Source organism: Dyadobacter sp. 3J3 (assembly GCF_009801115.1).
Classification (GTDB): domain Bacteria; phylum Bacteroidota; class Bacteroidia; order Cytophagales; family Spirosomataceae; genus Dyadobacter.
This window is the reverse complement of record NZ_VTOL01000002.1, coordinates 657,578-684,003: the sequence shown is the minus strand read 5'-3', so window position 1 is coordinate 684,003 and position 26,426 is coordinate 657,578. Positions and strand designations below refer to the sequence as shown.

The window sequence follows — 26,426 nt, the reverse complement described above, 5'->3', positions numbered from 1 at the left end:
ATCAGGTTCAGATTCATACCCAGGGACTTAACCTTTTGCTTGATTTAGGGTTTCAGGGAGCTGAAAAAGATTGCCCCTGTGCAATATTACCTTTCAAAAAACCTAAGAAACGAGAATTAACAGATTTACAAAAGTCTATCAATAAAGGAATTAGCAAAGAACGTGTACTTATAGAGAACGTATTTTCTTCCATTAAAAGGCTAAAAATCGTCAGAAATAAGGTACGGTTAAAGTGTTCCAAAGCCAGACACTTAATCATGATGTTGGCTGTTGGATTGCACAACCTTAGAAATAAATTCAGAAAGCCAATAGTAAATCATTCGTGATATTGACTAATGTAAAGATTAAAAATTTTTGTTTGACAAACCGCAGAAAATAAATTCGAATATAAATACCGCGTTTTATTTGCGAATCAGGCTTTCGAAATTCAGGAAATTGAATTATCGAGATATAAACCACAAACAGAAGTTAAAATAGAAAATCGGGTATTTGAGAATATTTGGGATGTGTAAAGCTATATCTCATTGAATGTTAAGTTGGAGGATTGAAGTTATGACGGTCAACATGATACGTTATCGTGCGTAATATACGTATCAAAAGCCCTTTTGGATTATTGATAAAAAGTTTTTTATTTTTTGTGACATTTTTAAAGTGAGTTTTCCTTCTCAATTTTAATAACTGAGCAACCTATGAAACGGTGATGCAAGTTACGAATTGAAATTGTATTCCTAAAAAAATACAATTCGTAAAACCTAAGACCAAAATTATTCACGGATTCGCGGATTTGATAATCAGCAGTATCTTGAAATCAGGGGAGGCATAGTAATTGTATACTACAAATAGTCAAAAAAAATGGCATTAAAAGCTTTGTTTGGCAATCCAACAAAATTAAAATCATCATGGAAAATTTTACAATGCTGCAATTTTTCGAGTGGTATTATCCCGCAGACGGCAGTCTGTGGAATCACTTTAAAAACGAAGCAGAACGGCTTAAATCTATTGGTATTGATTCTGTGTGGCTCCCGCCTGCACATAAAGGTATGGAGGGAGGCAAGTCACCAGGATATGATTCTTACGATTTGTATGATTTGGGAGAATTTGACCAGAAGGGCTCCGTGAGGACCAAGTATGGCACAAGACAAGAATTGATAGACGCTATAAAAGCAGGAAAAGATGCAGGTCTTCAGGTTTACGCAGATGTCGTTTTAAATCATATGGGTGGCGCTGATGAGAAGGAATTGGTTACAGTCAAAAAAGTGACACCAGACAACAGGAATGAATTTATCAGTGAGCCTATGGAAATTGAGGCTTATACAAAATTTACTTTTCCAGGCCGAAAAGGTAAATATTCTTCTTTTGTTTGGGATTATCAATGTTTTTCAGGTGTGGATTTTGATGCAAAAACGGATGAAACTGCAATTTTTAGTATTCAAAATCAGTATGGGGAAGGCTGGCAGGATGTACTCGACCTGGAAAACGGGAATTATGATTACCTGATGCTTTCTGATATTGATTTCCGGAATCCTTTCGTGAAAGAAGAATTGAAACGGTGGGGAGAATGGTTTTATGAAACGGCAGGAGTGGACGGATTTCGTCTGGATGCGATCAAGCACATGAATCCTGAATTCTATAATGAATGGCTTGATCATTTGAGAGGTAAATATCAAAAGGAATTTTACACAGTTGGTGAGTATTGGGCGCCGTACGATTTGCCAGCCATGTTGGCTTACATTGAAGCAACGAATCAAAGAATGTCTTTATTCGATGCGCCGCTTCAGGGTAATTTTTATAAAGCTTCAATGGAAAACAGTGATTTCGATCTTTGTACTATTTTCGATAATACCCTGGTTCAGGCATGCCCTGAATTAGCCGTCACTTTGGTTGAAAATCATGATACACAGCCACTTCAATCTTTGGAGCAAACAGTAGAGGCGTGGTTTCGTCCGTTGGCTTACGCTTTGATATTGTTTAGAAAGGATGGTTATCCCTGTATTTTTTATACCGATCTGTACGGAACAAAATACACAGATACAGACAATAACGGAGAAGAGCATGAGATCACGCTGGAAAAAATGGATAAAATTGAAGCTTTTCTTCATGTGAGAAAACAGTTGGCATATGGTCAGCAAAATGATTATTTTGATCATCCCAATTGTATTGGCTGGACGAGGGAAGGCGATGAGGAACATGAGAATTCAGGATGCGCAATCGTTATTTCAAATGGAGAAGAGGGTACCAAAACCATGCATGTTGGCGAAAAAAATGCTGGTAATATATTTGTAGATTATCTTGGCAATGTAAGCGACGAGATCGTTATTGGTGAGGATGGTTCCGCAACGTTTAAGGTTAACGGTAGGTCGGTTTCCCTATGGGGACTGAAAAATAACTGATCTGGCATAAACCGGATTTATCGAACTGAAAAGAGCGGTCAAAATTTTTCGACCGCTCTTTTCATTATTGTAATACTGCTGGATTAAGCATTTGTTCAAATTCTTTCACTGCTTTTCTTAACTGTTTTTCAGAAACACCGCTGTACTCCGTTTGAAGTGCCCTGGCTTGTTCAGCGTCTAGTTTTTTTAGTTTCCAGAACTTTGGATGCGTTTCAACAATCGGTAAATGAAATTCTTCTTCTTTGGGGTCTTTAATCAGCACATTCACTGTTATGGTTATCTTTGAAAAATCTTCTGCCAATAGTCCCTCCGTAATTACTTTCAGGCAGCGCCCGGTTTCGAGTATAAATATTTTTTCTTGTCTCATGTCTAAATCCATTTCTTCTGAGCCGTAAAGATATTTATTGTCCACAGTAAAAGTAAGCTCTTAACGAAATGATAATTTAGGCATGTCTACAATTTCCGGAATTGATTAATGAATTGTTCTTTGTTGAAAATAAGTGTCTTGGTTTAGAACACCCCAACAATAATTGTAACTTTGCGGTTTCCTTTTAATATAAAAATGTCAAATAGCAAACTCCCAAGAATATTAATTACCGGTGCTACCGGCCAGGTTGGAAACAAAACAATAGAGTTTCTCAAAAATAATAATGAAGTTGAAATTATAGCGGCAGTTCGTTCACAGGAAAAAGCCCGTCAATTGAAAAGGAAAGGTATAGAGGCAGTCCTTTTTGATTTTGATGACGAACGGACACACGCAGAAGCGCTAAAAAATATAGACCGCGTTTTAATTGTAACAGGTTATACCGTTGACATGCTTCGTCAAAGCAAGGTTTTTCTTGATAGTGCAAAAATCGCCGGTGTTAAACATGTTGTTCATCTGGGCGCTTGTGGACCGGATAATACCACTGTTGCCCATTGGGCCTGGCATCAATTGGTTGAAAAATATATTGAGTCTGCCGGTTTTTCCTTTACACATTTAAGACCGGAAACGTTCATGCAAAATCTTTTAAGCTATGGTGGAAAAGAGGTTGTGAAAAAAGGTATTTTTAATCAATACGTTGAAAACGCGACGAAAAGCTGGGTGGATGCAGAAGATGTGGCACAGGTTGCGGCGCTGTCGTTATTACATCCGGATATTCATGGGGGAAAGACGTATAGGATGGGGTATGATGCCAAATCGTATGATGATATTGCAGAAATGCTGACAAAACTGATTAAAAAACCATTTCAGTACCAGCCGCAATCACCAGAAGTTTTTTTAAAATCCATGCAGGAAGCCGGAGCTGACATGGCTTATATGCATTGTGTGTATGATCACTATAAACGTTACGCCGCAGGAACAATTCCTGGCGCGGATGAGACTTTTGATAATTTTCAGCAAATCACTGGAAATGAGCCGGTGAACTGGGAGGCCTTTATCAAAAAACATAAGGCGGAATTTGATTATTAAAACCACTTTTTCGCTGGTATCATCAAAACTTTATTAATATCCATTGCTTTAAGTTTAGTGTAAACCGCTGTGATTTTAATTTTTTGGAAATGTAAATAGCAAGGAGACACGTTTAAATGGCTCCTTACTATTTTCTAATACGAATATCTTACTTCTGGTTCAACTCGATCAAATAGCCATCCGGATCTGCAAAATAGATTTGGGTAACGCCGTCAAACCTTACTTGTTTGTGGAATTGCAAATGTTTTTCTGTTAAGAACTTCTCGGCCTGATCAATGGAGGCGACAAATAAAGCCATGTGGCCTCCGTCTTTATCTGCCACCACAGGTTCGGTACGCCCGGCTAGTAAATGGATCATTTGCCCGTTTCCGGCGTCAAACCAGCCACGGATAGCTTTTAAATTGTCTGGAACCTGAACCGGTTTCATGCCAATAATTTCTCTGTAAAAAGTTTTACTGGCCTCAATGTCTTTCACATGAAGTGCCATATGGTTCCAGCCTGTGTAGCCCAGCTTCGAAGTCATGTCCTGTGCAGAAGAAGTTGCAGCATTAAATAATTGTGTCAGTAGTAATAGGAAAAACAACCGTTTCATGAATGATTAAATTAATTTGGAATCTTAAAGTCAAAGGTAGGTTTAGGAATAGTAATATTGGTAATATTGCTGCATTAAATTTGATTTAATGCAGTAAGTAATTCCTTACAGGCGACGAATTTTAATGTTTTTATACCACATTTCCTGCCCGTGATGCTGAAACATAATATGCCCTTCTGAATACTGCGCAAAGCCAGCGATATCCTTATATTTACTTCCTTGAATGAGTGCATTTAGTTCAGGACTGTTGAGGGTGTATTCTACAACTTTGCGGCCGTTAAGCCAGTGTTCCACATGTCTGTTTTTTACAATTAAACGGGAAGTATTAAATGTACCAACAGGTTTGAGTACCTTATTTATTGGTGCGATAAGGTCATATAAAGATCCCGCTGAACGTTTCGGTTCTTTGTCGTTAAAACCGATATCATCCAAAAGCTGCATTTCGAAATTAGTTAACCAATTTGGGCTGTTTCCATTTCCGGCTTCGTGTTTTGCATCTTCCATCACATTATAAAAAACACCACCATTACCCCCAACCGACGTTTTCCAGTCAAATTGCAGTTCAAAATTCTTGTACTGCTGCCTGGTTAGTATGTCGGTATTTTTTACTCCGGGAATTGTTTTTAGCAGGCCGTTCTCTACCGACCAGCATTCCAGCGGGAAGTCTTCTCTTTGATAACCTCTAAGTTTTTCAACAGATTTTCCGTCAAAAAGTACGTCCCATGAATCCATTTGGGGATTATTTGTAAAAGAAGTTAGGGTAAAGGCTGAAATGCAAAAAGCCAGAGCGGAAATAAGAATGTTACGCATAAAAAGACAGGTTTAAAGGCAAAAACAAAACTAGTAACTACGGCCAAACTTAAAGTAAGGGATGTTAACCAATTTATTAAAAATCTTAGCAGGATTACTGATTGTAGAGTATAATTTAGATAAATATGAATGTTTTTATCTGATGTGATATAGATTTGCATTAAACCCTTTTGCCCTGAACTAATATCTGAAAGCGATGCAGCCTAAATTTCATAAAATACTGACGCCTCCTTCCAACAGTATCAATGTTGTGAAAAATAAACGTCACCATTTCGTAAATCCATTTCACTATCATCCCGAAATGGAAATTTCACTAATTTTGAAGAGTTCCGGATTTCGGTTTGTTGGTGATTCTGTGGAATCTTTTGAGGCTGGTGATTTGGTTTTTGTTGGATCTGATATCCCGCATTGCTGGCGCAACGATCAGCTATGTATCGCCAATTCGGAGCATGAAGCTGAAATTCTAACAGTTCATTTCCCCAAGGCTTTTATAGGTGAGGCTTTTTACGATATGCCGGAATGTTCGGCGATTGACTTATTCTTGAAAAAATCGAAACAAGGAATAAAAGTTACCGGAAAAACGAGGGACGACATAGCTGACATGCTTTTGGGGTTACAGCAACAGGACGGAATGAACAGAATTATTACTTTGTTATCGATTATGGATAGATTATCTAAATCCCAGGAAATCTCATCTTTGGCCAGTGCAGGATTTGTGAACCGATATTCTGATGCGGAATCCGACCGGATCAATATGGTTTTCCTGCACGTGATCAATAATTTATCCTCAAAAATTACATTGCAGGATGTTTCAGCATTGACCAATTTAAGTGAAACGGCCTTTTGTAGGTATTTTAAATCAAAAACAGGAAAACGTTTTTCCAATTTTTTGAATGAAGTAAGGATCGGATATGCGTGTAAAATCCTGATCAGCTCAAACCGGAATATTACCGAAATCGCTTACGAAAGCGGGTATAATAGTTTGGCTAACTTTCTGATACAATTCAAGGGCATCATGAAATTAACGCCTCGACAATATCAGCTGCAATATCGTAAAATTTGAAAAAGGGTAACCGTGAAATTTTTTCTCACCATGCGCTGGCAGTATTCAGTTTTGTAATAGCATCATCATCCAAATTAATTGTTGCTGCCGCCATCAATTGATTTAGTTGATCAATTGTTGTGGCGCTTGCAATAGGAGCCGTTACGGCAGGATTCTCGATTAGCCACGCAAGCGAAATTGTGGCAGGATTGCTGTTATATTCTGCTGAAATTTCGTCAAGTGCAGTCAATATTTTAAAGCCTCTTTCGGTAAGGTATTTTTCAACCATAGTGCTTCTTTTACTTCCTTTCAAATCATCTTTTGAGCGATATTTTCCTGAAAGAAAGCCGCTTGCCAGAGAGAAATAACTGATTACGCTCAGATTATTGTCTACTGTAAAAGGTGCAACGTTTTCTTCAAAATCCTGTCGGTCGAATAAGTTAAATTCGGGCTGGAATGTTTGATAAGCTGCTAAGTTTTCCTGCTGGCTAACTTCAATAGATTCTTCCAGGCGGGTTATGGGGAAGTTTGATGCACCTATGATTCTAACTTTCCCAGCTTTTACCAGATCATTATACGCCTCCAATGTTTCTTCAACAGATGTTTCAGGGTCATCGTAATGCGACTGGTATAGATCAATATAATCAGTTTGTAATCTTTTCAGTGAACTTTCTACTGCTTCCTGAATATATTTTTTGCTAAGTCCTTTTTTACCTGGCCCCATTTCAGAACCCACTTTTGTTGCTAAAATAATTCTATCACGTTTACCACTTTTTTTGAACCACTTCCCAATGGCCGTTTCAGATTCTCCACCTGCATTTCCAGGAACCCAGGAAGAATATACGTCCGCTGTATCCACAGCGTTAAAGCCTGCATCTACAAAAGCATCAAGCAATTCGAACGTCCGGTTATCATCTGTTGTCCAGCCAAAAACATTCCCGCCAAAAACCAGCGGCGCAATTTGAATATCTGAATTTCCTAATTTTCTCTTTTCCATTTGGGTTTCATTTAATTCTAAAAAATGTTTGTTCAATACTTATGCCAGACTAACTTTTTCAAGCTGCTTTTTCGCAGTTACCCGGCTGAATTACAAATTTGTTACTGATCCAAAATTACGGTAGTTTTGAATTTAATATACGATTTAAGCGCTATATTCTTAATTTGTTCATCATGCTGAACTTTATGATACAATCAATAGAAAGAGCTTTTCAGATTTTAGAATACATTGCATTCAATGGAAACTTTGTAAGGCTAAATGATATTGCCGATTCGGTTGGTTTGAAGTAAACCACTGTACATAATTTTCTGAATACCCTCAAAGAACTTGGGTATATTGAACAGGATGAAGAAACTCCGCGTTACAGAATTACATATAATTTTCAATGTCTTTATTCATCAGATGTTTCACTTTTTCAAATAAAGAAAGAATTGAAACCGGTTTTGGAAAACATTACCTAGATAACAGGTGAATCATCTTATCTGGCTATTCAAATGGGTTCGTATTTTCGGCACGAATTGAAATGTGGGCCGAACCGTTCTACACGGATTTCGCTGGAATTAGGTAAAGAATATGAAATGACAACCACGGCAATCGGTAAAGTTTTTCTATCTTATTCGGATCATCTTCAAGCCAGTCTGATTATATTTCAAGACGATAGTTTTCATGACACGTTACGGCAAGATGTGGTGAAAATCAAACAGAGTGGTTACTTGCTGGATATTGAGCAGTACGAGCCGGACCATAATTGCGTTGCTGTTCCTGTTTTTAATCATCGCAAGGTTATCGCTGTGGTTTGTGTATCCGGACCGTCTTTTCGGTTTGGTGAAAAAGAGATCAGCTTTACGCTGAAAAAGTTGAACGAGATGCTGTCGGGATTGGATAAATATTTTTCCCGACAGATTTAATTTCATTATTGGAGAAAAAATTAGCTATGGCAAGATCAAAAGAATTTAATGAAGAATTAGTTCTGGACAAGGCAATGGATTTGTTCTGGTTTAAAGGATATAATGGTATTTCGGCTCAGGAACTTGTGGATGGACTGAGCCTGAGCCGTTCGAGTTTATACGATACCTTTGGTGATAAACGTACCTTATTTATCAGGTCACTAAGGCGTTATCGCAGCAAGATTACAGGAGATATGATTTCACTTCTGGATAATGCTGAGGATGTTCCTGCGGTGATCAAAGAAATTTTTCAGGCAACAGCTCGGGAATGTCTGGGTGAGAATTCGTCGAAGGGATGTTTCATGGTTAATTCAAGAATTGAGCTTGCCCCTCACGATGCAGAAATTGCAGAGATCATTAGAGAAAATCGTCAGGCAATTGAAAACAGTTTTTTTGCGGCAATTAAAAGAGGGCAGGAGATGAGGCAAATCTCAACCATACAGTCAGCGAAAGCATTATCAGGATTTTTTGTCAATAATCTCTGGGGATTAAAAGCCTACAGTAAATCCCAGCCCGAAAAAGAGATTATTGACGGAACAGTTGAAATTGTTTTATCGGTTCTGGAAAATTGAATGAATAAAACAAATAATAAGTATAGAATTAAAAAAAAGTCGAAAGCTAAGGGTCTTCTATTAAATTAAAAAAATTGTATTTAGAAAATAACAGGAAATAGAATTAATTATTTCTTCTCGCCATTTTCAAAAAGCGGTTGATCAAAAAGACAGATGCCAGCGTGAGTCCTATAATCAGCCCCAGCCACATCCCGGGCGCTCCCATTTTGAAGTGGAATGCAAGAATATAACCGGTTGGCAGGCCAATAACCCAGTAGGCTATAGCGATTAATATGGTTGGGACTTTCACATCCTTAATACCTCTCAATAAACCGGCACTAATGGCCTGAGTACTATCCGATATCTGGAAAACGGCGGCAAATAAAAGAAGGTAAGAAGCCAGTTTCAACACTTCTGAATTATCGTTAAATGCTTTTGGCAATTCAAAACGGAATATAGCAAATGCAATGGCACAGAAGGTTCCATAGATCAGCGCGGTGATCATTGTGCTTTTTCCAATAACAGCAATTTTGGGCCAGTTGGAAGTGCCAAAAGCGTTGCTTACCCGGATAGAACCCGCCTGTGCAAGGCCCATAGAAACCATGAATGTAAAAGATGCACTGCTCAATGCAATCTGATGTGCAGCCTGTGCTACGGCGCCAATGGTCCCGATGATAATACCGGAGACAGCAAAAGCACCTGCTTCCATACCGATTTGCAAACTACTTGGAATACCGATATGCAAAAGTTCTCCAAGCGTTTTACGTTGTAAAACCCATTGTTTACTTCTGACAGCAATATATTTTCGAAATGTTTTGTGTCTTAAAATAGTGGCTCCCAAGGCCAGGAAAATAATTGTACGGGTGATAAGTGTGGCGTAACCGGCCCCTACCAGTTCCAGTCTAGGGAAGCCCCAGTTTCCGTAAATAAGCAGCCAGTTTAAAAGAATATTTATGGGCATACCTGCCAAGGACAAAAACATAGCCGTTTTGGTAAATTCCAGTCCGTCTGTGAATTGTTTTAGCGTCATAAACAGAAGCATCGGAATGATAGACAATCCCATGAGTTTCATAAACGGAAGAGCTAAACTTACAACTTCCGGGTCCTGGCCAAGGTGGTAAAGAATGTTTTTGCCAAAAACGAGTGTCAAAGAAATGAGGACTGCGGTAAATGCGCATAAACAGAATCCATTAAATAAATAGTGGGAAACCTGCTGTCCATCCCGCCGGCCATGTGAAAGCGAAACCATTTGCGACACAGAGATGGTCATCCCAATCCCGATTACAAAAGGAATGTTCATTGTATTGACAACCAGAGCGGCAGCCGCCAGTTGTTTGTAACTAATGGCACCAACCATGGCGGTGTCAATCAGGTGAAGAGCCATTTGGGCAAGTTCTCCTATAATAATTGGCAACGCCAGTTTTATTGTTTTTGTAGCTTCACTTTTCATAAAATTGCAACACGGTCTTAGAATGGTACAAAGTTATCAAAGTTTAAAAGAAGCGCGGCAGAGAATTAAAAAGTTATCCAAAAAGCTTAGAGAAACCATATCCAGAAAATTCGGTTCCTGAATGTTATGGAAAACGTTTTGTGGCATTCTTGGTTTCAGGCAATTTCTTCTATTACTTTTCCAGAAACCACCTTAGTTTTATTTTTTATTGTTTTTGATAAATAAGTGGTGAAATACAAGTTGTAATCCTCAATATATCAGTGAATGCGACAAAATAATTTGTATTTGATGAAGTATTCCTAAGCGTGGTCTCCACTTTTTATACCCTTTGTAAAAAAGTATTATTTCCGCGAAAGGCACGTGTAATATCGCAAATAATTGTAATCATTTAGTTTCAGTTAGCCAACTAATGCCGAAATTATGAGTGCCAGACAAATGCAGTAAGATGCAAGGTGAGTATAAAAACGGGCAAGTTATCCAAAATTCAGGCTTAGTTATCTGGATAAATTTAAATATCATGCGGAAGAGCCTGGATTTTTCCGAAAATGGAAGGTTGTTATGATGTGGTATGATTATTTTATATTCCTCAGCACCTAACTATCAACTTTAAGCACAAACTGTTATGATACAACTACTGAAATATTCGGATACTGTGGGGCCATATTTTTTTATGATTCTTGTCGTAGCAATTACAAGTTATGCAGTCTGGTTGATAGCTCAATTGAAAAGATCTGCGATAGCCAAGAATGATTGGTTTGTCAAGCGTAGCAGTGAAAGTTTTAAGAAGATAATGATTAATTAATATCGATAAAATACCACAATCGATAAAGTTCTGTGTTCTTTATAAATATATATTTCAGATTGAAAGCTGGCATTTTTTAATGCTGGCTTTTTTATTAGAATTAATTCTTACTCTCAGTTGACCCATGGCGCAAGCATTATTCTGGAAGAGGCTTAGGTGTAAATCAAGATTTAGTTATAATCTATTCCGCACTGTATACCTGACACTAATCTTTTATTCATTTTATTGGCCTTCGAAAGTGAATGATTAACAAGCGGTTACAATATAAATTAGGTATAAAAAAAACATCCCTAAGGCATGACCTACGGGATGTCCGATTTTACTCAACGTTATGAGAACCATTTAACTGGTTTTCAGTCACAAAGTTAACAAGTTTTTGGCAGATCACCAGTATTATCATAGAATATTCTATTTAATTTTTTTGGTTTTTTAAAGTAATTAAATGGACTTGTAATGGGAAATTTATATTTCTGTAAATATGATGACTTTTTGTCTTTTTTATAATTTACTCATTTTTCATGTTTTAATTTTATTAACTTAAAATACGAAAAATACAATAACGATTTTATTGGAAGTAATTAAAGTGCTAGAAGTATCGTTAATGTTATATTTTTTGATAAATCATCTTTGCTTTTGAAATTTAAAATGATTCATACGAGGCATTCATTTTTTTACTGAGGATTTATTTACGAGCCTGAAATTTTGATACTTTTTTATTTTTAAAATAATTAAATATTTATCGAAAATATTTAAGTTCTAATCGTCAATAAGTATTGTAAATTACATCACTAGAAATATTTCGTAGTTATTAATTTGAGTTTTATAATGTCTATTGAATTATATATCAGTAGTATAGGTAAATTACTATACTGTGAAATAGAACTAGTACTACAATCGTGCCAGTCAGGAATGAATTGGTTTCATTATTTGTGAATTCGGACTGCATCAATGAATTTTTGTAAGTCTGAGAGAGAATATTTATCTTTCTTCATTTGCTCAAATTCTCTGTGTACATTAAGCATTTTGGTGTACTTTGATAGTGAACTTGTACTGTGAGATTTCAATTCGCGACCTTTATATTCCAGATACTCATCCATCCTGTCAACAAGGTATGACATCATGTAATAATGCATTCCGCCGTTTTCATCAAACCCTTCAAATTCGAGGATGCTCAGATCAAGTGCTTCTTTATCGGAGTGGGGTAACAAACGAATCGACTCATTAATATGGCTATACATTTTAAGTATATTTTCAACTTCCTCGTATATACTAATAGGTACTTCTTCATAAAGAGTATTAAAGACTTTTTGATAAAGTCCGGTGTAACCTTTTTACAAAATTTCAATTCGCCGCTCATATAATGCCTTGTCTGTTGAATCACCAAAAACAGAAAGAATTTTACATTGATTGATTAATAGCTGCCGTTCCACCAGGGAGATGGTTTCGGGAATCATATTGTTACGCTTTTCTGAATCCATTCTGTTTTAAAAATACCTGTCTATTTAATAATTTTTTAAATATAAAATGTTTAAGTCAAATACGATTACAATACTCTCCAAACACATCGGCATGATGGCCATTGAAGCCCCCCGTTTTAATCTGTGGGATTGATTATTATTTGTACAACAAAAGACTGTTTTCATACATTTCTTTCTCCATTTCTTTCAGATAAGTTTGCTTATCACAATTGACTCAAATTTTATCTAACCACAATTAATTTCTATCCAATGGCACAAGTAAAATGGACATTAGATCCTGCCCACAGCGAAATTTCTTTTAAAGTCAAACATTTAATGATCAGTACAATTACAGGTTATTTCAGGAAATTTGATTTGGAAGTAGATACCATAGATGAAGATTTTACGAAAGCTTCAAACATCATTTTCAGTGCAGATCTGGATTCCGTGGATACAAAAAATGAACAACGAGACACCCACTTGAAGTCGGCTGATTTTTTCAACGCAGAGCAGCATAGCCAGATTAAATTCGTGGGGACGGGATTTCATGAAGAAGATGGAGAAGCACATTTGAAGGGAAATCTGACAATCAAAGGAATTACACATCAGATAAAAGTAAAAGTTGAATTTGGTGGTATTGCTGTTGATCCTTACGGACAGACCAAAGCCGGATTTACGATCAAAGGCAAGTTAAGCCGTGAAGATTTTGGTCTTACATGGAATGATGTGACGGAAGCGGGAAGTATTGTAGTGGGTGATAAAGTTAAATTTTCCGGCGAAATTCAGTTGATAAGACGATCCTGAAAAGATTGTACAAAAGAAAGGAGTCAGCACCGTTAGATGGTTCTGAATCTGCTTTTTTATAGGTTGACATTTTGATGAAAATACCGATTCTTATGTAGATATTTGAGGGAAACTGGATGGTTATAAATCATGGCAATTGATCAATCAAATTCCTAAAATATGAATTATTCTTCTTTATTGGCAGAGGTAGAAGGTTATGTAAAATCGGCAGAAAGCGGAAATGCATCCGAAGAATTGCTTTATCACAATGGTGAACATACACAACGGGTTGTTTTTCATGCAACCCAAATCGCGAAACATTACAAACTTGACGACAAAGATTATTTTACAGTAATTACGGCGGCTTGGTTTCATGACTGCGGATATTTTAGTGGTAAAGCGGCCGGTCATGAAGAAAGAGGAATTAATGTTGCTACTGCTTTTCTGCAAGAAAAGAAGGTTGAGGAAGAAATAATTATGGCGGTCGGTGGTTGTATCCGTGCTACACACATGCCTCAGTCGCCGGAGAATTTGCTCGAAGAAATTCTATGTGACGCTGATTTATATCATTTGGGGACTGATGATTTTGAGGACATCAGCAAACTGGTAAGAAAAGAGATTGAACTTCGTACAGGTAAGAAAATAGACAAAGCAGAGTGGCGGTTAAAAACAATAGCTTTGATGGAATCCCATCATTTTTATACCGATTACTGCCAGCAACTTTTAAATGGTAAAAAGCGGGAGAACCTTGAAAAACTTATTAAAAAAGCACAGAAAGCAGGTGATGAGCTTCCCGCGCCCAATATGATTTCGGAAATTAAGAGTGAGCCGGAAAAAGTTAAAAAGCAAAAACCTAAATCTGATGATTTTTCTTCTAAAAAGCAGAAATCAGACCGCCCAGAAAAGGGTATTGAAACAATGTTCCGGATTACTTCGGGTAACCATCAGAGGCTGAGTGATATGGCAGACAATAAGGCCAATATTATGATTTCAACCAACTCAATTATTATATCCGTTTTATTGAGTGTACTACTCAGGAAACTTGAAGATAATTCCCAGCTTGTACTACCGACTATCCTTTTATTGACTGTTTGTGTAACAACGATGGTCTTTTCAATTCTTTCCACCAGGCCCTCTGTTCCGCCCGGCACTTTTACTGAGGAGGATATAGACCAGAAAACGGTGAATCTTCTTTTCTTCGGTAACTTCTACAAAATGACATACCCTGACTATGCCTCTGGAATGCAAGCCATGATGGATGACAGAGCGTTTTTATATGGAAGTTTGACCAGGGATATTTATGCGCAGGGTGTTGTACTCGGGAAGAAGTATCGGTATCTGCGGATTGCGTATAATGTTTTTATGTTTGGAATTGTTATTTCGGTAGTCACATTTGTGGCTAGTTCAGTATTTTTTGGATCAAGATAAAATTACATTTACCAATGAGTACTTATTTTTTTGCCGATAGGGATATCAGCTGGCTTTCTTTTAATGAAAGAGTTTTGCAGGAAGCAGGAAAAGATTCCGTACCTCTGAATGAACGTGTTAAATTTTTATCCATTTATTCCTCAAACCTGGATGAATTTTATCGTGTGCGTATGCCTGCATTACTGGCGTTAAAAAAGATAGAAAAGGAAAAAGCTGCAATGTCGGTTTACAGGCAGGCAGTAGAAATAATAGACAGGCAGCAGGATGATTTTGGTAGAATATTTAATGAGTCCGTTTTACCTGAGCTGAACAGATACTGTTTTAAACTTATCTACAATGACAAAATCCCTGAAAAATTAAAAGAAGCAACAACGCATTATTTTTTCACCCAGATCGCAGGATTTTTACAACCTGTTCTCATCAAGGGAAATACAGATTTTTTTCTGGAAAATAATCAGCTTTATCAGGCAGCTGTTGTGCAATATGAGTCCACTGATGAGCAGCTTTATCTGGTGAACATTCCAACCAATTATATATCCAGATTTTTCAGAATTACGCATGAAGATGGCGATTATATTGTTTTTCTGGAAGATATTATTCGTCAGAATTTACAGTTTTTATTTCCTGAAGCCGCTATTTTCGGTGCCTATAATCTGAAAATTACCCGTGATGCCGAACTGGACCTACGCGATGAGTACGGAGATTTGGCAAAGAAAATTGAGAAACAGCTTAAAAAAAGGGATATGGGTTTTGCTACCCGTTTCCTTTATGAACCCGGTATGCCTCTGCGCCATTTGCAGGATATGATTGAGGTTTTCAGTTTGCAGAAAGCTTCTGTGGTGGAAGGTGGAAAACATCATAATCTTAAAGATCTTGCTTCGCTTCCCGTTCAAAATGCCTCATTTTCATATCCTTTGTGGCCGGCGATTCAAAGTTTAAAGGACAAGGATATTCCCGGGACTTTGTTTGCAGCCATTGAAAAGGAGGACAGGATAGTTCACGTCCCTTACCAGTCTTATGATACGATTATACGTTTTTTTAACGAAGCGGCTATCGACAACTCGGTAGAAAAAATTTATACAACAATGTACCGTGTAGCCAGTGATTCACGGATCGGTTATGCGCTGATCAGTGCTGCAAAAAACGGAAAAAAAGTATCTGTCCTGGTTGAACTGAAAGCCAGATTTGACGAAGCCAATAACATACGATGGGCACAGAAAATGAAAGCTGCCGGTGTACGGATTATTTATAGCGGTAATATCCTCAAAGTTCATGCGAAAATAGCTCTGGTAAAAAGAAAAAATTCAAAGACCCCTTATCTGGGACTTTTGGCAACGGGAAACCTGAATGAAAGCACAGCCCGATTTTATACAGATCATATTTTGCTGACGGCTTATCAGCCAATGCTGGCGGAAATGGAAACGCTTTTTAACTTTCTAAGGAAAAAGAAAAAAGGAAATCTGCAGCCGATTCTTTTTCAGCATCTGCTTGTTGCTCAGTTTAATTTACAAACCCGTTTTCTGGAAATGATTGACCGAGAAATTGAAAATGCGAAGCGGGGTATGCCGGCGTTTATTACCATCAAAATGAATAATCTGGAAGAGGAAGTATTGATCTCGAAATTGTACGATGCTTCCAATGCCGGCGTGAAGATAAATCTTATCGTCAGGAGTATTTGTCGCCTGGTACCAGGCATTCCGGGCCAGAGTGAAAATATAACAATTAAAAGAATTGTCGATCGATACCTGGAACACGGCCGCATTTTTATTTTTCATAACGAAGGGAATGAAGAAGTATATATGGGATCGGCAGACTGGATGAACCGCAATATTTACAGAAGAATTGAGGTTTGCTTTCCGATTTATAACGAAGCAATTAAAAAGCAAATGATCGAGCTCCTTGCATTACAATGGAGTGACACAGTTCAGGCCGTTTTAATAGATAAAAATCTTGAAAATATTTCACTGAGTATGGGCGACGATCAAGGTATAAGGTCACAAGAGGCAATTTATAAGTTTCTATCGGAGCAGATTTGATACACGTCCATATCACCATCTTTATAAATTAATATTTTATGCCTAAACCGATTTATTCATTATCATTCCTGAATTTTTTGCTGATTATTTCCCTATTCGGATGCAATTCCATAAGTAAGGAAAATAATGAGCTGAAAGAATATGATATGGGAAATCCCGAAGTGTTTGAAATGCCTGAGATATTAAAGGAAATTTCCGGTATTACTTTTAACAAAGGAAGGGATGATAGTGTGTATGCGATTCAGGATGAGGATGGTAAATTGTTTCGACTTGGGTGGCAAAATCAGAAAACGCAGCACGTAAAGTTTGGAGGAAAGGGAGATTATGAAGATTTGGCAATTTTTAATGATCAGATTGTCATCCTGAAAAGTAATGGCGATCTATATTCCTTTCCTTTTGCAGATGTTCGTTTTGAAAATATCAATAAGGTTAATGAGTGGAAAAATATTTTGCCAAAAGGTGAATACGAAGGGCTTTATGTCGATCAGGATTCGGGTGAAATATTTGTTTTGTGCAAAAGTTGCAGTCAGGATAATGCTGAAAAAAAGGTGTCGGGCTATATTCTAAAAATGGCAGACGGGATGAAAAGAACCGGAAGCTTTGAGATCAATGTAGAAAAAGTAAAAGCCGTGACCAATAAAGTAAAAAAAGCTTTCAAGCCATCTGCTTTAGCTAAAAATCCTGTTACTGACGATTGGTTTATTTTATCAGGTTTTAACAAAATATTGATTGTTGCTGATAAAAACTGGAATCCAAAACAAGCGTATCCCTTGCGCAGTAATAATTTCAATCAACCGGAAGGTATCGCTTTTGATAAATCAGGTAATTTGTATATTTCCAATGAAGGCGATGAAACTCTGGATGGCAATATCTTGAAAATAAATAGATTGGTCAAATAATGATTTCGGGTATACTTCATATTTCCGAATATGCTTTCTGTTTTTGATTTACAATGTATTACGGAAATTTTACTGGGTTACTCTTATTTTTATTTTATGTACTAATAACCTATGCTTGTTGTTTTTTCTACTTTTCAAGGTAACATGAGCTTGGTTTAATAAGATCTATATTGGGGTAAAAATAATGGCCGCCAGAAAATGCCTGGCAGCCATTATTTTGAGATTTTTGAGAAAATTTAGTACAGCCAGCTTTCCGGCCATTTCTGTTTTGATATTTTTTTTGAATTCCCATGTCCACCAAATATTGAATTATATTTAGATATGAAACAGTTCAAATATTGTTTTAGATCTTTTCTCATTTCCATCCTCCTCCTAACGAACGATATAAGTCTACATTAGCACCCAGTTGAGCGCGTTTTATCGCAACCAGTTCAAGTTCGCTTTGCAGCACATTACTTTGGGCCGTGATCACTTCAAGATAATTGGCCATACCGCTTTGGAATAGCAAATTTGAGTTGGTTATAGCCTGTTCAAGTGTTCTGACACGTGTCGCTGCGATATCTTCCTGCTCCTTCAATTTTTCGATTTTTACCAAAGCATCTGAAACTTCACCTACTGCATAAAGTACAGATTGTCTGAATTGGATAACCGTTTTTTCGCGTTCAACTTTTGAAACTTCAAATTGTGTTTTTAGCAGATTTCTCTGGAAAAGCGGCTGCGTAATACCGCCTGATGCAAGACCAAATAACGAGGCAGGAATACTAAACCAGTTCGACGCTTTGAAGGAATTAATTCCGCCACTTGCAGTGATAACCAGTGATGGATACATACTCGCTTTGGCTATGCCCACATTCGCATTGGCAATATCCAGTGCCAGTTCTACACGTCTGATATCCGGGCGACGGTTCAACATGGCTGATGGTACGCCGGCTGAAAGGCTTTTTGGAAACGAAACCTCATCCAGATTGATATCACGCTGTGTTCTGCCCGGTAATTCGCCTGCCAAAATACTAAGCGCATTTTCCTGCAAAATAACACTTTGCTGCAATTGTGGAATCAGTTTTGCTGCGGTCAATCGCTGTGCTTCCGCTTGCTGAATCGCAAGAGAAGTAACTTGTCCAGAGGTAAACTGAAATCCGAAAATCCTCAGCGTACTGTCATTTAAAGCCAGGTTTTTTTTGGCAATAGCAAGCTGCGCATCCAACATCAAAAGATTATAAAATCCTTGTGAAACGGTTGCGACAAGATTTGTCTGAATCGCATTTTTTGCTTCAATCGTTTGCAGATATTCAGCAAGCGCTCTTCCGTTTCTGTTACGGATTTTGCCCCAGATATCAGCTTCCCAGGATAAACCTACGTTGGCTGTGAAATCTTCAATATGTGAAGTTCCCAGAAATGAACTCGCACTTAATCCGTTCAAACTGTTGTCGGAAGGACGATTGGATCCAACACCAATGTTAAGATTGGCACTTGGCAAATAAGCAAATTTAGTCTGTTTGAAAAGTAATTGTGCACTTTCTATATTTTTAAGAGCCACTTGCATATCGTAATTTTTTACGATCGCGCTATCCAGTAATCTTTGAAGCGAAGCATCAGTAAAAAAGCTGTCCAGTGGCAAATCTGCAATACTGATAGTATCTGCTGTGGCAGCATTCCTGAAATTTTCAGGTAATGCTACGTTCGGCGTATCAACGTTTTTCGAGATTTTACAAGCGCTTAAAGCGGCCAGCAAAACAAGAAAATATATTTTATTAACGTAATTTTTCATGATTGTTTTACTTTAAATTGCTTCTGCCAATTCAGGAATTTCTTCATGTTTGACAGCGGCATGAGGTTCTCCTGTTACCAGTTCCTGCAAGTATTGGAATATGATAAACAGAACGGGAATAATAAATACACCAAGGATAACTCCGGTGATCATACCACCTGCGGCACCAATACTGATCGAGTGATTTCCTTGCGCCGACGGACCGGTTGCGGTCATCATTGGTATCAAACCAACCACAAAAGCCAGGGACGTCATGATGATCGGACGAAGACGAAGTTTCGCTGCCTCAATCGCTGCGTGTAACAATTGTTTTCCGGCTTTTCTTCTTTGAACGGCGTATTCTACAATCAAAATCGCATTTTTAGCGAGCAGACCGATAAGCATGATCAGGGCAACCTGAACATAAATATTGTTTTCAATTCCTGTCAAACCGATCGCTGCAAATACTCCGAAAATCCCGGTTGGTATTGATAAAATAACGGCGAAAGGAAGAATGTAACTTTCATACTGCGCTGCTAAAAGGAAATAAACAAACAGCAAACAAAGAGCAAAAACCACTACGGATTGCCCGCCTGATGATATTTCTTCTTTTGTCATACCTGAGAATTCATATTTGAATCCATTCGGCAGATTTTTGGCAGCAACTTCTTCAACTGCCTTGATCGCGTCACCTGAACTGAAACCTGGTTTTGCAATGGCGTTGATTCCAATTGAGTTGAACAGGTTATAACGTGAAGCCGTTTCCGGTCCGTACACTCTTTTCATTTTGACAAGAGTATTAATTGGCACCATGTTACCCAAACGGTTTTTGACAAGAACACCATCCATTGATGTTGGATCTGTCCGGTCTGCTTTTTCCGCTTGTACCATTACCCGGTAATACTTTCCAAAACGGTTGAAGTCGGACGCCTGTGAGCTACCAAAATAAGCCTGCATCGTTTGCAGAATATCTTTTACATTAACGCTCAATTGTTCCGCTTTCACTTCATCCACTTCCATTTCAAGCTGAGGATAATCGGCACGGAATGCTGTAAAGGCTACGGCAATTTCCGGACGTTTCATAAGTTCGCCGATAAAATTATTGGCGACACCGCTGAATTTGTCAAGTTTTCCACCGTTTCTGTCTTGCAATACAAAGTCAAGTCCATCAACATTACTAAAACCCGGAACAGTAGGGAAGGTGAAGACGAAGAAATTTGCTCCTTTAATCGCTCCCAGTTTTCCACGGATTTCATTCATGATCGCGTTGATATCTTTCACTTCACCTCTTTCTTTTGCAGGTTTCAAAAGTACAAATGCTACCGCCGAAGAAGGGCTTGATGACTGCGTAAGGATATTAAAACCAGAAAGTCCCATCAATGTTTTCTTGGAATCCATAGAACCCAAAATCTGTTCAGCGCGGTGAATTGCTTCTGTTGTCCGGTCAAGGGAAGCGCCAACGGGCATGGATAGTGAAATGGCTATAAACCCTTGATCCTCAGAAGGAATAAAACCTGTTTTTGTGGTTTTAACCATATATCCGGTCGCAATTACTACGAGCGCAAGTGCTCCCATGCTAAACCATCTGTAATGGATCAGGAATCTCAGACTGTTCACATATTTGTCTGTCAGTTTATCAAAACCAATATTGAAACCGATGAAGAATTTTTCTTTGAAACTTTTCTTTGCTCCCGGTTCAACGTGATGTTCTTTTAGGAAAATCGCGCAAAGTGCAGGACTTAACGTCAAAGCGTTCACAGCAGAAATCACAATTGCAATGGCCAGGGTAAAGGCAAATTGTCTGTAAAACACACCCGTGGAACCTTCAAGGAAACCAACTGGTAAAAACACAGCGGACATAATTAAAGTAATCGAAATGATCGCACCCGTGATTTCACTCATCGCAGAAGTCGTTGCTGCTTTTGGGGACATACCTTTTTTCTCCATTTTTAAATGCACGGCCTCGACGACGACAATGGCATCATCGACGACAATCCCGATGGCAAGTATAAGTGCAAAAAGTGTCAGAAGATTAATCGAAAATCCGAAAAGTGACATGAAAAAGAATGTTCCCAAAATCGCTACCGGTACTGCAATGGCAGGAATCAGCGTAGAACGGAAATCCTGAAGGAAAAGATATACAACAAGGAAAACCAGGATGAAAGCTTCTATTAAAGTATGTTCTACCTGCTCAATCGACTGATCCAGTGAGTCTTTGGTATTGTAAAGAATCAGATATTTCATTCCTTTCGGGAAATCCTTCGAAGCCTTTACCATCAATTCCTGAATCGCAATCTGGATTTCGTTAGCGTTCGAACCTGCAAGCTGCATCGATGCAATGTTCACACCTTGTTTTCCATTTACACGGGTAAAGTTACCGTAGGTATATGAACCAAATTCAATTCTGGCTACATCTTTTAATCTCAAAAGCGAACCGTCAGCATTTGAACGGATGATGATATTTTCATATTCCTCGGGCTTGTTCAGTTTCCCTTTGTACTTGATCACGTATTCAAAAGATTCTGTACTGTTTTCTCCAAATTTACCAGGAGCAGCTTCAAGGTTTTTATCTTTAATCGAAGCCATTACTTCGGCTGGCGTCAGTTTGTAAGTAGCCAACTGACTAGGATTCAACCAAACACGCATCGAATAATCTTTATTTCCACCAAAAATAATGGATTGACCAACACCTTTAATCCGTTTGATTTCAGGAATAATATTGATCTGTGCATAGTTGGCAAGGAACGTCTGGTCGTAGGTTGCTTCATCTTCTGAATAAAGGTCCACAACCATTAAAAGACTGTTTTGCTGTTTTGCGGTTGTAACACCAGCCTGTACAACTTCCGCTGGTAACTGGCTTGTAGCCTGTGAAACCCGGTTTTGAACATTCACAGCCGCCTGATCCGGATTGGTACCCAATTTAAAGTAAACGGTGATAACCAAAGATCCGTCGTTACTGGCTGTTGAGCTCATGTAGCTCATATTTTCAACCCCGTTTATGGATTCTTCCAGGGAAGGGGCAACCGAGCGCAGAACAGTTTCAGCATTTGCGCCGGGATAAAGAGCAGTAACCTGTACAGCAGGCGGAGCAATATCCGGGAACTGCTGCAAGGGTAAGTTTGTAAGTCCGAGCACACCGAGGATGACCAGCAATATGGAAATTACGGTGGCTAAGACAGGTCTGTCTATGAATTTCTTAAACATGATATTGACTTTAAGTTTTTAATTTTGAGCAAGCGCCGGTTTTGCTTTTTCAGGAGTAATGGCGCTGCCTTCCTGTAAGATATCCAGACCAGAGAAAACGATTCTGTCACCTGGTTTAACACCATCTTTTACCAGATAATTTTTGCCGCTTTTTCCTACGATTGTGATCGGCATTTTCTTCACTTTATTGTCTGACGATACAGTATATACGAAGACTTTGTCCTGCATTTCAATGGTCGCCGACTGAGGTACCAGAATGGCTGAATCGTGTTGCAGACTCAACCTTACTTTACCTGTATTTCCTGAACGAAGCAAACCATCAGCATTTTTAAAAGTAGCACGCATGGTGATCGCTCCTGTGTTTTTATCAAACTGTCCATCTATCATATCAATTTTTCCTAGTGTTGGATAAACCGTCTGGTCGGCCAATAGAAGTGAAATCGGATCCATTTTTTTTAGTTTGTCGTTCAAAGTTGCACCGCCATATTGTTTTTTGAAGTTTATAAAATCATCTTCACCAAGTGCGAAATACACGCGAACTTCCTGAACGTCTGAAAGTTGAGTTAAAGCTTCCGGATCAGTAGGGGAAACCAGACTGCCTTTTTTCTTTGGAAACCTTCCAACAAAACCGTTAACCGGTGCTTTAACTGTGGAATAACCCAGGTTGATCTGAGCCGTTCCTACCATTGCTTTTGCCTGTTCAACATTGGCAAGCGCTACACTATTGGCTGCTTTCGCAGATTTAAGCTGATAATCAGAAATTACTTTGTTGGCAACCAGCGGTGTGAATTTGTCAATTTCAAGCTGTGTATTGATCAGGCTTGCATTAGCAGCACTCAAACTTGCTTTTGCATTATTAAGCTGTTCTTTGAAAGGCTGGTCATTAATTTTGAAAAGCGGCTGACCGGCTTTAACATAAGCGCCTTCGTCAACAAAAACTTTATCAAGGTAACCAGCTACCTGCGGGCGAATTTCAACATTGACTGTTCCTTCAACAGAAGCAGGATATTCCTGGTATGTTGTAGCAAGTCCTGAAGTAATTTCAACTACCGGTATTACTGGTGGGGGAGGAGTGGTTGGAGCCTCCTGTTTTGGTGCACATCCGTAAAGGAAAATAGCAAGCGCTAAAAGAATATTTTTCATGATTGCGGTATTAATATTAATTAAAAAATTGTGTTTTTCTGAATTGAAGACTTGTAACTCTTTTGTAGGTTCTGACTAATAATGCTTATTTTGGAATGATCGTTCAATAATATTACGATATCTTGGAAAAAAGTTTTAAATAATGCTTAATAAGACTCTGGGGGATGTTTTTGTAAGAAGAAATCTAATGATAATTATATTTTAGTAAGCGATTTGGGAAATCTGATTTGTGAATTTCAGGTTAGTTTTACACTTATTCCTACAAATGTTTTACGCCAATCCTCAACGCTTTTAAGCCGATTACACCTTGTAATTCTTCGATTTCAAGATATTCGAGATTGTTATCAAGCAACCCCATTTGCTGTAAATCGCTGATGTATTCGACATATTCCTCTGCTTCATGGTCATTGAAATAAACCAGCGCAATTTTTCCCGGCTGCGTAAGGCGTTCGCGGCTGTCGCGTACAAGTGCTTTATCAATCCGTTTTTTGATGATTTCGTACCGGATATTATACGCGCCTTCCACATCAAATCTGCGTTCGTCATTCCTGAAATTGATATTGATCGGATTGGAATGAATAAAAATCATCTGGGTTGTTCTGAGCGGCTTTTTCATTTGCGGCAAAAGCTTTTCGGTTAACCTTGCTATTTCGGCCATAGATGTTAACTGCCACAAACGCAGGTGTTTCAGATAAATTTCATCAAACGGTCTTTCCGGCGCCATGGATTGCCCGATGTACATATCATACTCAATACCATCCGTTCTGAATTTTTCAAAATAAAACGGATAAGCCGATTTTAGTGATTTCTGGGCATTTTCAATATAACCTGCAACGGAAGTATTTATTAGCTGAAGAGAACTTTCCAGTTTTCTTCTATTTTCAAAAGCCATTCCGGTGGTTTCATCCAATGCCGCAAAATAGAAATCGACAACATCTGTGGTAGCAGGGAAATCGATTTTAATCCGGTTCAAAAACGGATTAACTTCCGAAGCCAGAAAACGGTTTAATGCAATTTCATCAGCGGAAGAAAGATATTCATTAATTTCGGAAGACCATCGGTCACAGGTACAAACCAGTGTGTCGGCGGTTTCCATTTTAATAAGATCTTTCAAAGAACTCAAAGTATTGGTCAACAGTGTCAGCTGGTTTTTGATATCTTCTTTAACCGCACGATTGCGTTCAAAAGTTGAATTCCGTATGTCAATTGCTCCGTACAAAGGATGCACTTTTTCAAATGTAACGGTTTCTATATCAGTGATTTTATTGGCTCCAATACTTTTTTCAAGATAATGCCAGGCTGCCTGATTGAATTTCCACTGCACCGAAGGCTGGAGTGGCGTAAACTTGTCACGGATAATGGTTTCTATTTTCGCATCAAATTCCTCTGTACTGTATTTCAATAGCTGAGCCACTAAGGGAAGTGTTGTTTGTAGCCTCGAAAAAATAGCGTCATCCAGCAAAACATCATCTTTTGAAAATACTTCCAGAATTCCCGCCATCTTTTTGTTATAAAAAACCGGAACCAGCGCATAAGAAGAAATCCCTTCTGCGATAAGCAAATTTAAAAGCGGATGTTCAGAAATCGCATCTTTTGACAAATCGTTGAATACAACCATTTCCGGATTAGCAAAATATTCTGTTACCAGCGTATCAAAAGTTTCCTGCTTCATGCCATATTTTTTGGCAGCTTCCACAACCATGCTCTGAGAACATTCCGCTTTGGCGACAACATACTTTCCATTGATTTGAAAAGAAGGAATCAATCCAAAATCAATCTTATCATTTCCAGCCAGCGTTTTCAGTGCCAGTATTACCGATTCGTTTTTGCATGACTGATATTCATGATTTACCAAAACGCCTCTGATAATTTCCGTCGCCTGGGCCGCAGTCACATCAATCATAGTAATAACAGAAAAACCTTCAAAAGAGAAGTTTTTCAGCGGCAGCAATTCTTCAAGCGGCGTAGTGTCCGCCCCTTCCAGAAGGTAAGGTTCCATCGCTTTATAATCAAGCTGCGGTAATTTTCCTTTGGGCTTGATATCGATGAAACGGGTATCTGTGTAAATCGAATAAAATTTAGGAAGATTCGACGTCACATCAGTATATTGATACAAAACCTCGTTTTTCGCATGAGTCGGTATCTTGTAAAGACGGTCTAGAATTAATCTGTACAAAAACTGTGTCTGCTGTGTTTTATACAATTCTACCGGGCTGATCGTGATATCCGGGCCGGAAGAAGTTTGCTGCGTAAGGAAATTGTAAAACCCGTCGGTGCTGAAAAATATCTTATCAGGAATTGGTGTGCTTAATGCCCAGAAATGCTCTTTTTCATTGGTTGCCAAGGGCGTAAGGATCATATAAACCAATTCCATAAGCTCCTTATAACTTGCCGAATCCCGGATCATAACAGCAGATCCTTTGGTCATTTCACTTTCAAATTTGCTGATCACATACCGGTAAAATTCAGATTTTACCGAAGGCTGATCTTTCAGCATATTTTTCAAATGCGTCACAAAAGGCCGGAAAGATAAAGCAGGCTCCAATGCAGCAGGCCTGAAATCATTATTTTTGATTTCATAGGTTTTCCGCTGTATGGATGATTGGTTGGTATAAGATTTAGCCAGATACATTAACTTTTTGCTTTACAATTTGTTCTCTCCTCCTTTCGTCCTATGCTGAATAAAGAGATTAAA

Annotated in this window: 19 protein-coding genes and 2 pseudogenes; 11 read left to right on the top strand and 10 right to left on the bottom strand. The window is 38.3% G+C overall.

The features are described from left to right. Window positions 1-326 (top strand): transposase family protein (locus tag FZF08_RS06780; RefSeq protein WP_159467863.1); only part of this gene is annotated, 326 nt, incomplete at its 5' end. A gap of 573 nt (window positions 327-899) precedes the next feature. Beyond that, window positions 900-2,390: an alpha-amylase gene (locus tag FZF08_RS06775; RefSeq protein WP_159467862.1), complete on the top strand. Its 1,491-nt coding sequence runs from the start codon at window positions 900-902 to the stop codon at window positions 2,388-2,390. A gap of 64 nt (window positions 2,391-2,454) precedes the next feature. Here the strand turns inward: FZF08_RS06775 and FZF08_RS06770 are convergent, their stop codons facing one another. Continuing rightward, on the bottom strand, window positions 2,455-2,802 hold the full coding sequence (locus tag FZF08_RS06770; protein WP_229216439.1) for a hypothetical protein: 348 nt from the start codon (window positions 2,800-2,802) through the stop codon (window positions 2,455-2,457). A 150-nt stretch (window positions 2,803-2,952) separates the two neighbouring features. Here FZF08_RS06770 and FZF08_RS06765 point away from each other — a divergent pair, with 150 nt between their 5' ends. Then, window positions 2,953-3,843, top strand: coding sequence for an SDR family oxidoreductase (locus FZF08_RS06765; RefSeq protein WP_159467861.1), 891 nt, complete (start codon window positions 2,953-2,955; stop codon window positions 3,841-3,843). A gap of 148 nt (window positions 3,844-3,991) precedes the next feature. Here FZF08_RS06765 and FZF08_RS06760 read toward each other — a convergent pair whose 3' ends face one another. After that, on the bottom strand, window positions 3,992-4,435 hold the full coding sequence (locus tag FZF08_RS06760; RefSeq protein WP_159467860.1) for a VOC family protein: 444 nt from the start codon (window positions 4,433-4,435) through the stop codon (window positions 3,992-3,994). Window positions 4,436-4,540: 105 nt separating this feature from the next. Next, window positions 4,541-5,245: a DUF1080 domain-containing protein gene (locus FZF08_RS06755; protein ID WP_159467859.1), complete on the bottom strand. Its 705-nt coding sequence runs from the start codon at window positions 5,243-5,245 to the stop codon at window positions 4,541-4,543. A 196-nt stretch (window positions 5,246-5,441) separates the two neighbouring features. Here FZF08_RS06755 and FZF08_RS06750 point away from each other — a divergent pair, with 196 nt between their 5' ends. Beyond that, the gene (locus tag FZF08_RS06750) at window positions 5,442-6,308 is read left to right on the top strand and encodes an AraC family transcriptional regulator (RefSeq protein ID WP_159467858.1); all 867 of its coding nucleotides are present in this window, start codon (window positions 5,442-5,444) and stop codon (window positions 6,306-6,308) included. Between the two features lie 25 nt (window positions 6,309-6,333). Here the strand turns inward: FZF08_RS06750 and FZF08_RS06745 are convergent, their stop codons facing one another. After that, the gene (locus FZF08_RS06745; RefSeq protein ID WP_159467857.1) at window positions 6,334-7,284 is read right to left on the bottom strand and encodes an aldo/keto reductase; all 951 of its coding nucleotides are present in this window, start codon (window positions 7,282-7,284) and stop codon (window positions 6,334-6,336) included. A 293-nt stretch (window positions 7,285-7,577) separates the two neighbouring features. Here FZF08_RS06745 and FZF08_RS32275 point away from each other — a divergent pair. From FZF08_RS32275 to FZF08_RS06735, 3 genes and pseudogenes are all read left to right on the top strand, one after another. After that, window positions 7,578-7,745, top strand: a pseudogene (locus tag FZF08_RS32275) (helix-turn-helix domain-containing protein); the annotation flags it as partial. A 33-nt stretch (window positions 7,746-7,778) separates the two neighbouring features. Beyond that, window positions 7,779-8,192, top strand: coding sequence for an IclR family transcriptional regulator C-terminal domain-containing protein (locus FZF08_RS06740; RefSeq protein WP_159467856.1), 414 nt, complete (start codon window positions 7,779-7,781; stop codon window positions 8,190-8,192). A gap of 26 nt (window positions 8,193-8,218) precedes the next feature. After that, window positions 8,219-8,803: a TetR/AcrR family transcriptional regulator gene (locus FZF08_RS06735; RefSeq protein WP_159467855.1), complete on the top strand. Its 585-nt coding sequence runs from the start codon at window positions 8,219-8,221 to the stop codon at window positions 8,801-8,803. A 103-nt stretch (window positions 8,804-8,906) separates the two neighbouring features. On the opposite strand, the gene FZF08_RS06730 is transcribed toward FZF08_RS06735, so the two are convergent. Beyond that, on the bottom strand, window positions 8,907-10,232 hold the full coding sequence (locus FZF08_RS06730; protein ID WP_159467854.1) for an MATE family efflux transporter: 1,326 nt from the start codon (window positions 10,230-10,232) through the stop codon (window positions 8,907-8,909). 1,725 nt (window positions 10,233-11,957) lie between these two features. Then, window positions 11,958-12,353: pseudogene (locus FZF08_RS31720) on the bottom strand (YfbU family protein); the annotation flags it as partial. A gap of 408 nt (window positions 12,354-12,761) precedes the next feature. On the opposite strand from FZF08_RS31720, the gene FZF08_RS06720 reads away from it, so the two are divergent. The 4 genes from FZF08_RS06720 to FZF08_RS06705 all read left to right on the top strand — a co-directional run bounded on the left by FZF08_RS06720 (window position 12,762) and on the right by FZF08_RS06705 (window position 17,637). Then, the gene (locus FZF08_RS06720) at window positions 12,762-13,295 is read left to right on the top strand and encodes a YceI family protein (RefSeq protein WP_159467853.1); all 534 of its coding nucleotides are present in this window, start codon (window positions 12,762-12,764) and stop codon (window positions 13,293-13,295) included. Window positions 13,296-13,454: 159 nt separating this feature from the next. Next, on the top strand, window positions 13,455-14,702 hold the full coding sequence (locus tag FZF08_RS06715) for a Pycsar system effector family protein (RefSeq protein WP_159467852.1): 1,248 nt from the start codon (window positions 13,455-13,457) through the stop codon (window positions 14,700-14,702). Between the two features lie 14 nt (window positions 14,703-14,716). After that, on the top strand, window positions 14,717-16,738 hold the full coding sequence (ppk1, locus tag FZF08_RS06710) for a polyphosphate kinase 1 (RefSeq protein ID WP_159467851.1): 2,022 nt from the start codon (window positions 14,717-14,719) through the stop codon (window positions 16,736-16,738). 38 nt (window positions 16,739-16,776) lie between these two features. Next, the gene (locus tag FZF08_RS06705) at window positions 16,777-17,637 is read left to right on the top strand and encodes an SdiA-regulated domain-containing protein (RefSeq protein WP_159467850.1); all 861 of its coding nucleotides are present in this window, start codon (window positions 16,777-16,779) and stop codon (window positions 17,635-17,637) included. A 355-nt stretch (window positions 17,638-17,992) separates the two neighbouring features. On the opposite strand, the gene FZF08_RS06700 is transcribed toward FZF08_RS06705, so the two are convergent. From FZF08_RS06700 to FZF08_RS06685, 4 genes are all read right to left on the bottom strand, one after another. Further along, window positions 17,993-19,405 (bottom strand): TolC family protein, encoded by a 1,413-nt coding sequence (locus tag FZF08_RS06700; RefSeq protein ID WP_159467849.1) that lies wholly within the window; start codon window positions 19,403-19,405, stop codon window positions 17,993-17,995. Between the two features lie 12 nt (window positions 19,406-19,417). After that, window positions 19,418-22,588, bottom strand: coding sequence for an efflux RND transporter permease subunit (locus FZF08_RS06695; protein ID WP_159467848.1), 3,171 nt, complete (start codon window positions 22,586-22,588; stop codon window positions 19,418-19,420). 18 nt (window positions 22,589-22,606) lie between these two features. Next, window positions 22,607-23,731: an efflux RND transporter periplasmic adaptor subunit gene (locus FZF08_RS06690; protein ID WP_159467847.1), complete on the bottom strand. Its 1,125-nt coding sequence runs from the start codon at window positions 23,729-23,731 to the stop codon at window positions 22,607-22,609. A 259-nt stretch (window positions 23,732-23,990) separates the two neighbouring features. Continuing rightward, on the bottom strand, window positions 23,991-26,363 hold the full coding sequence (locus FZF08_RS06685) for a GAF domain-containing protein (protein ID WP_159467846.1): 2,373 nt from the start codon (window positions 26,361-26,363) through the stop codon (window positions 23,991-23,993). Window positions 26,364-26,426: the final 63 nt, after the last annotated feature.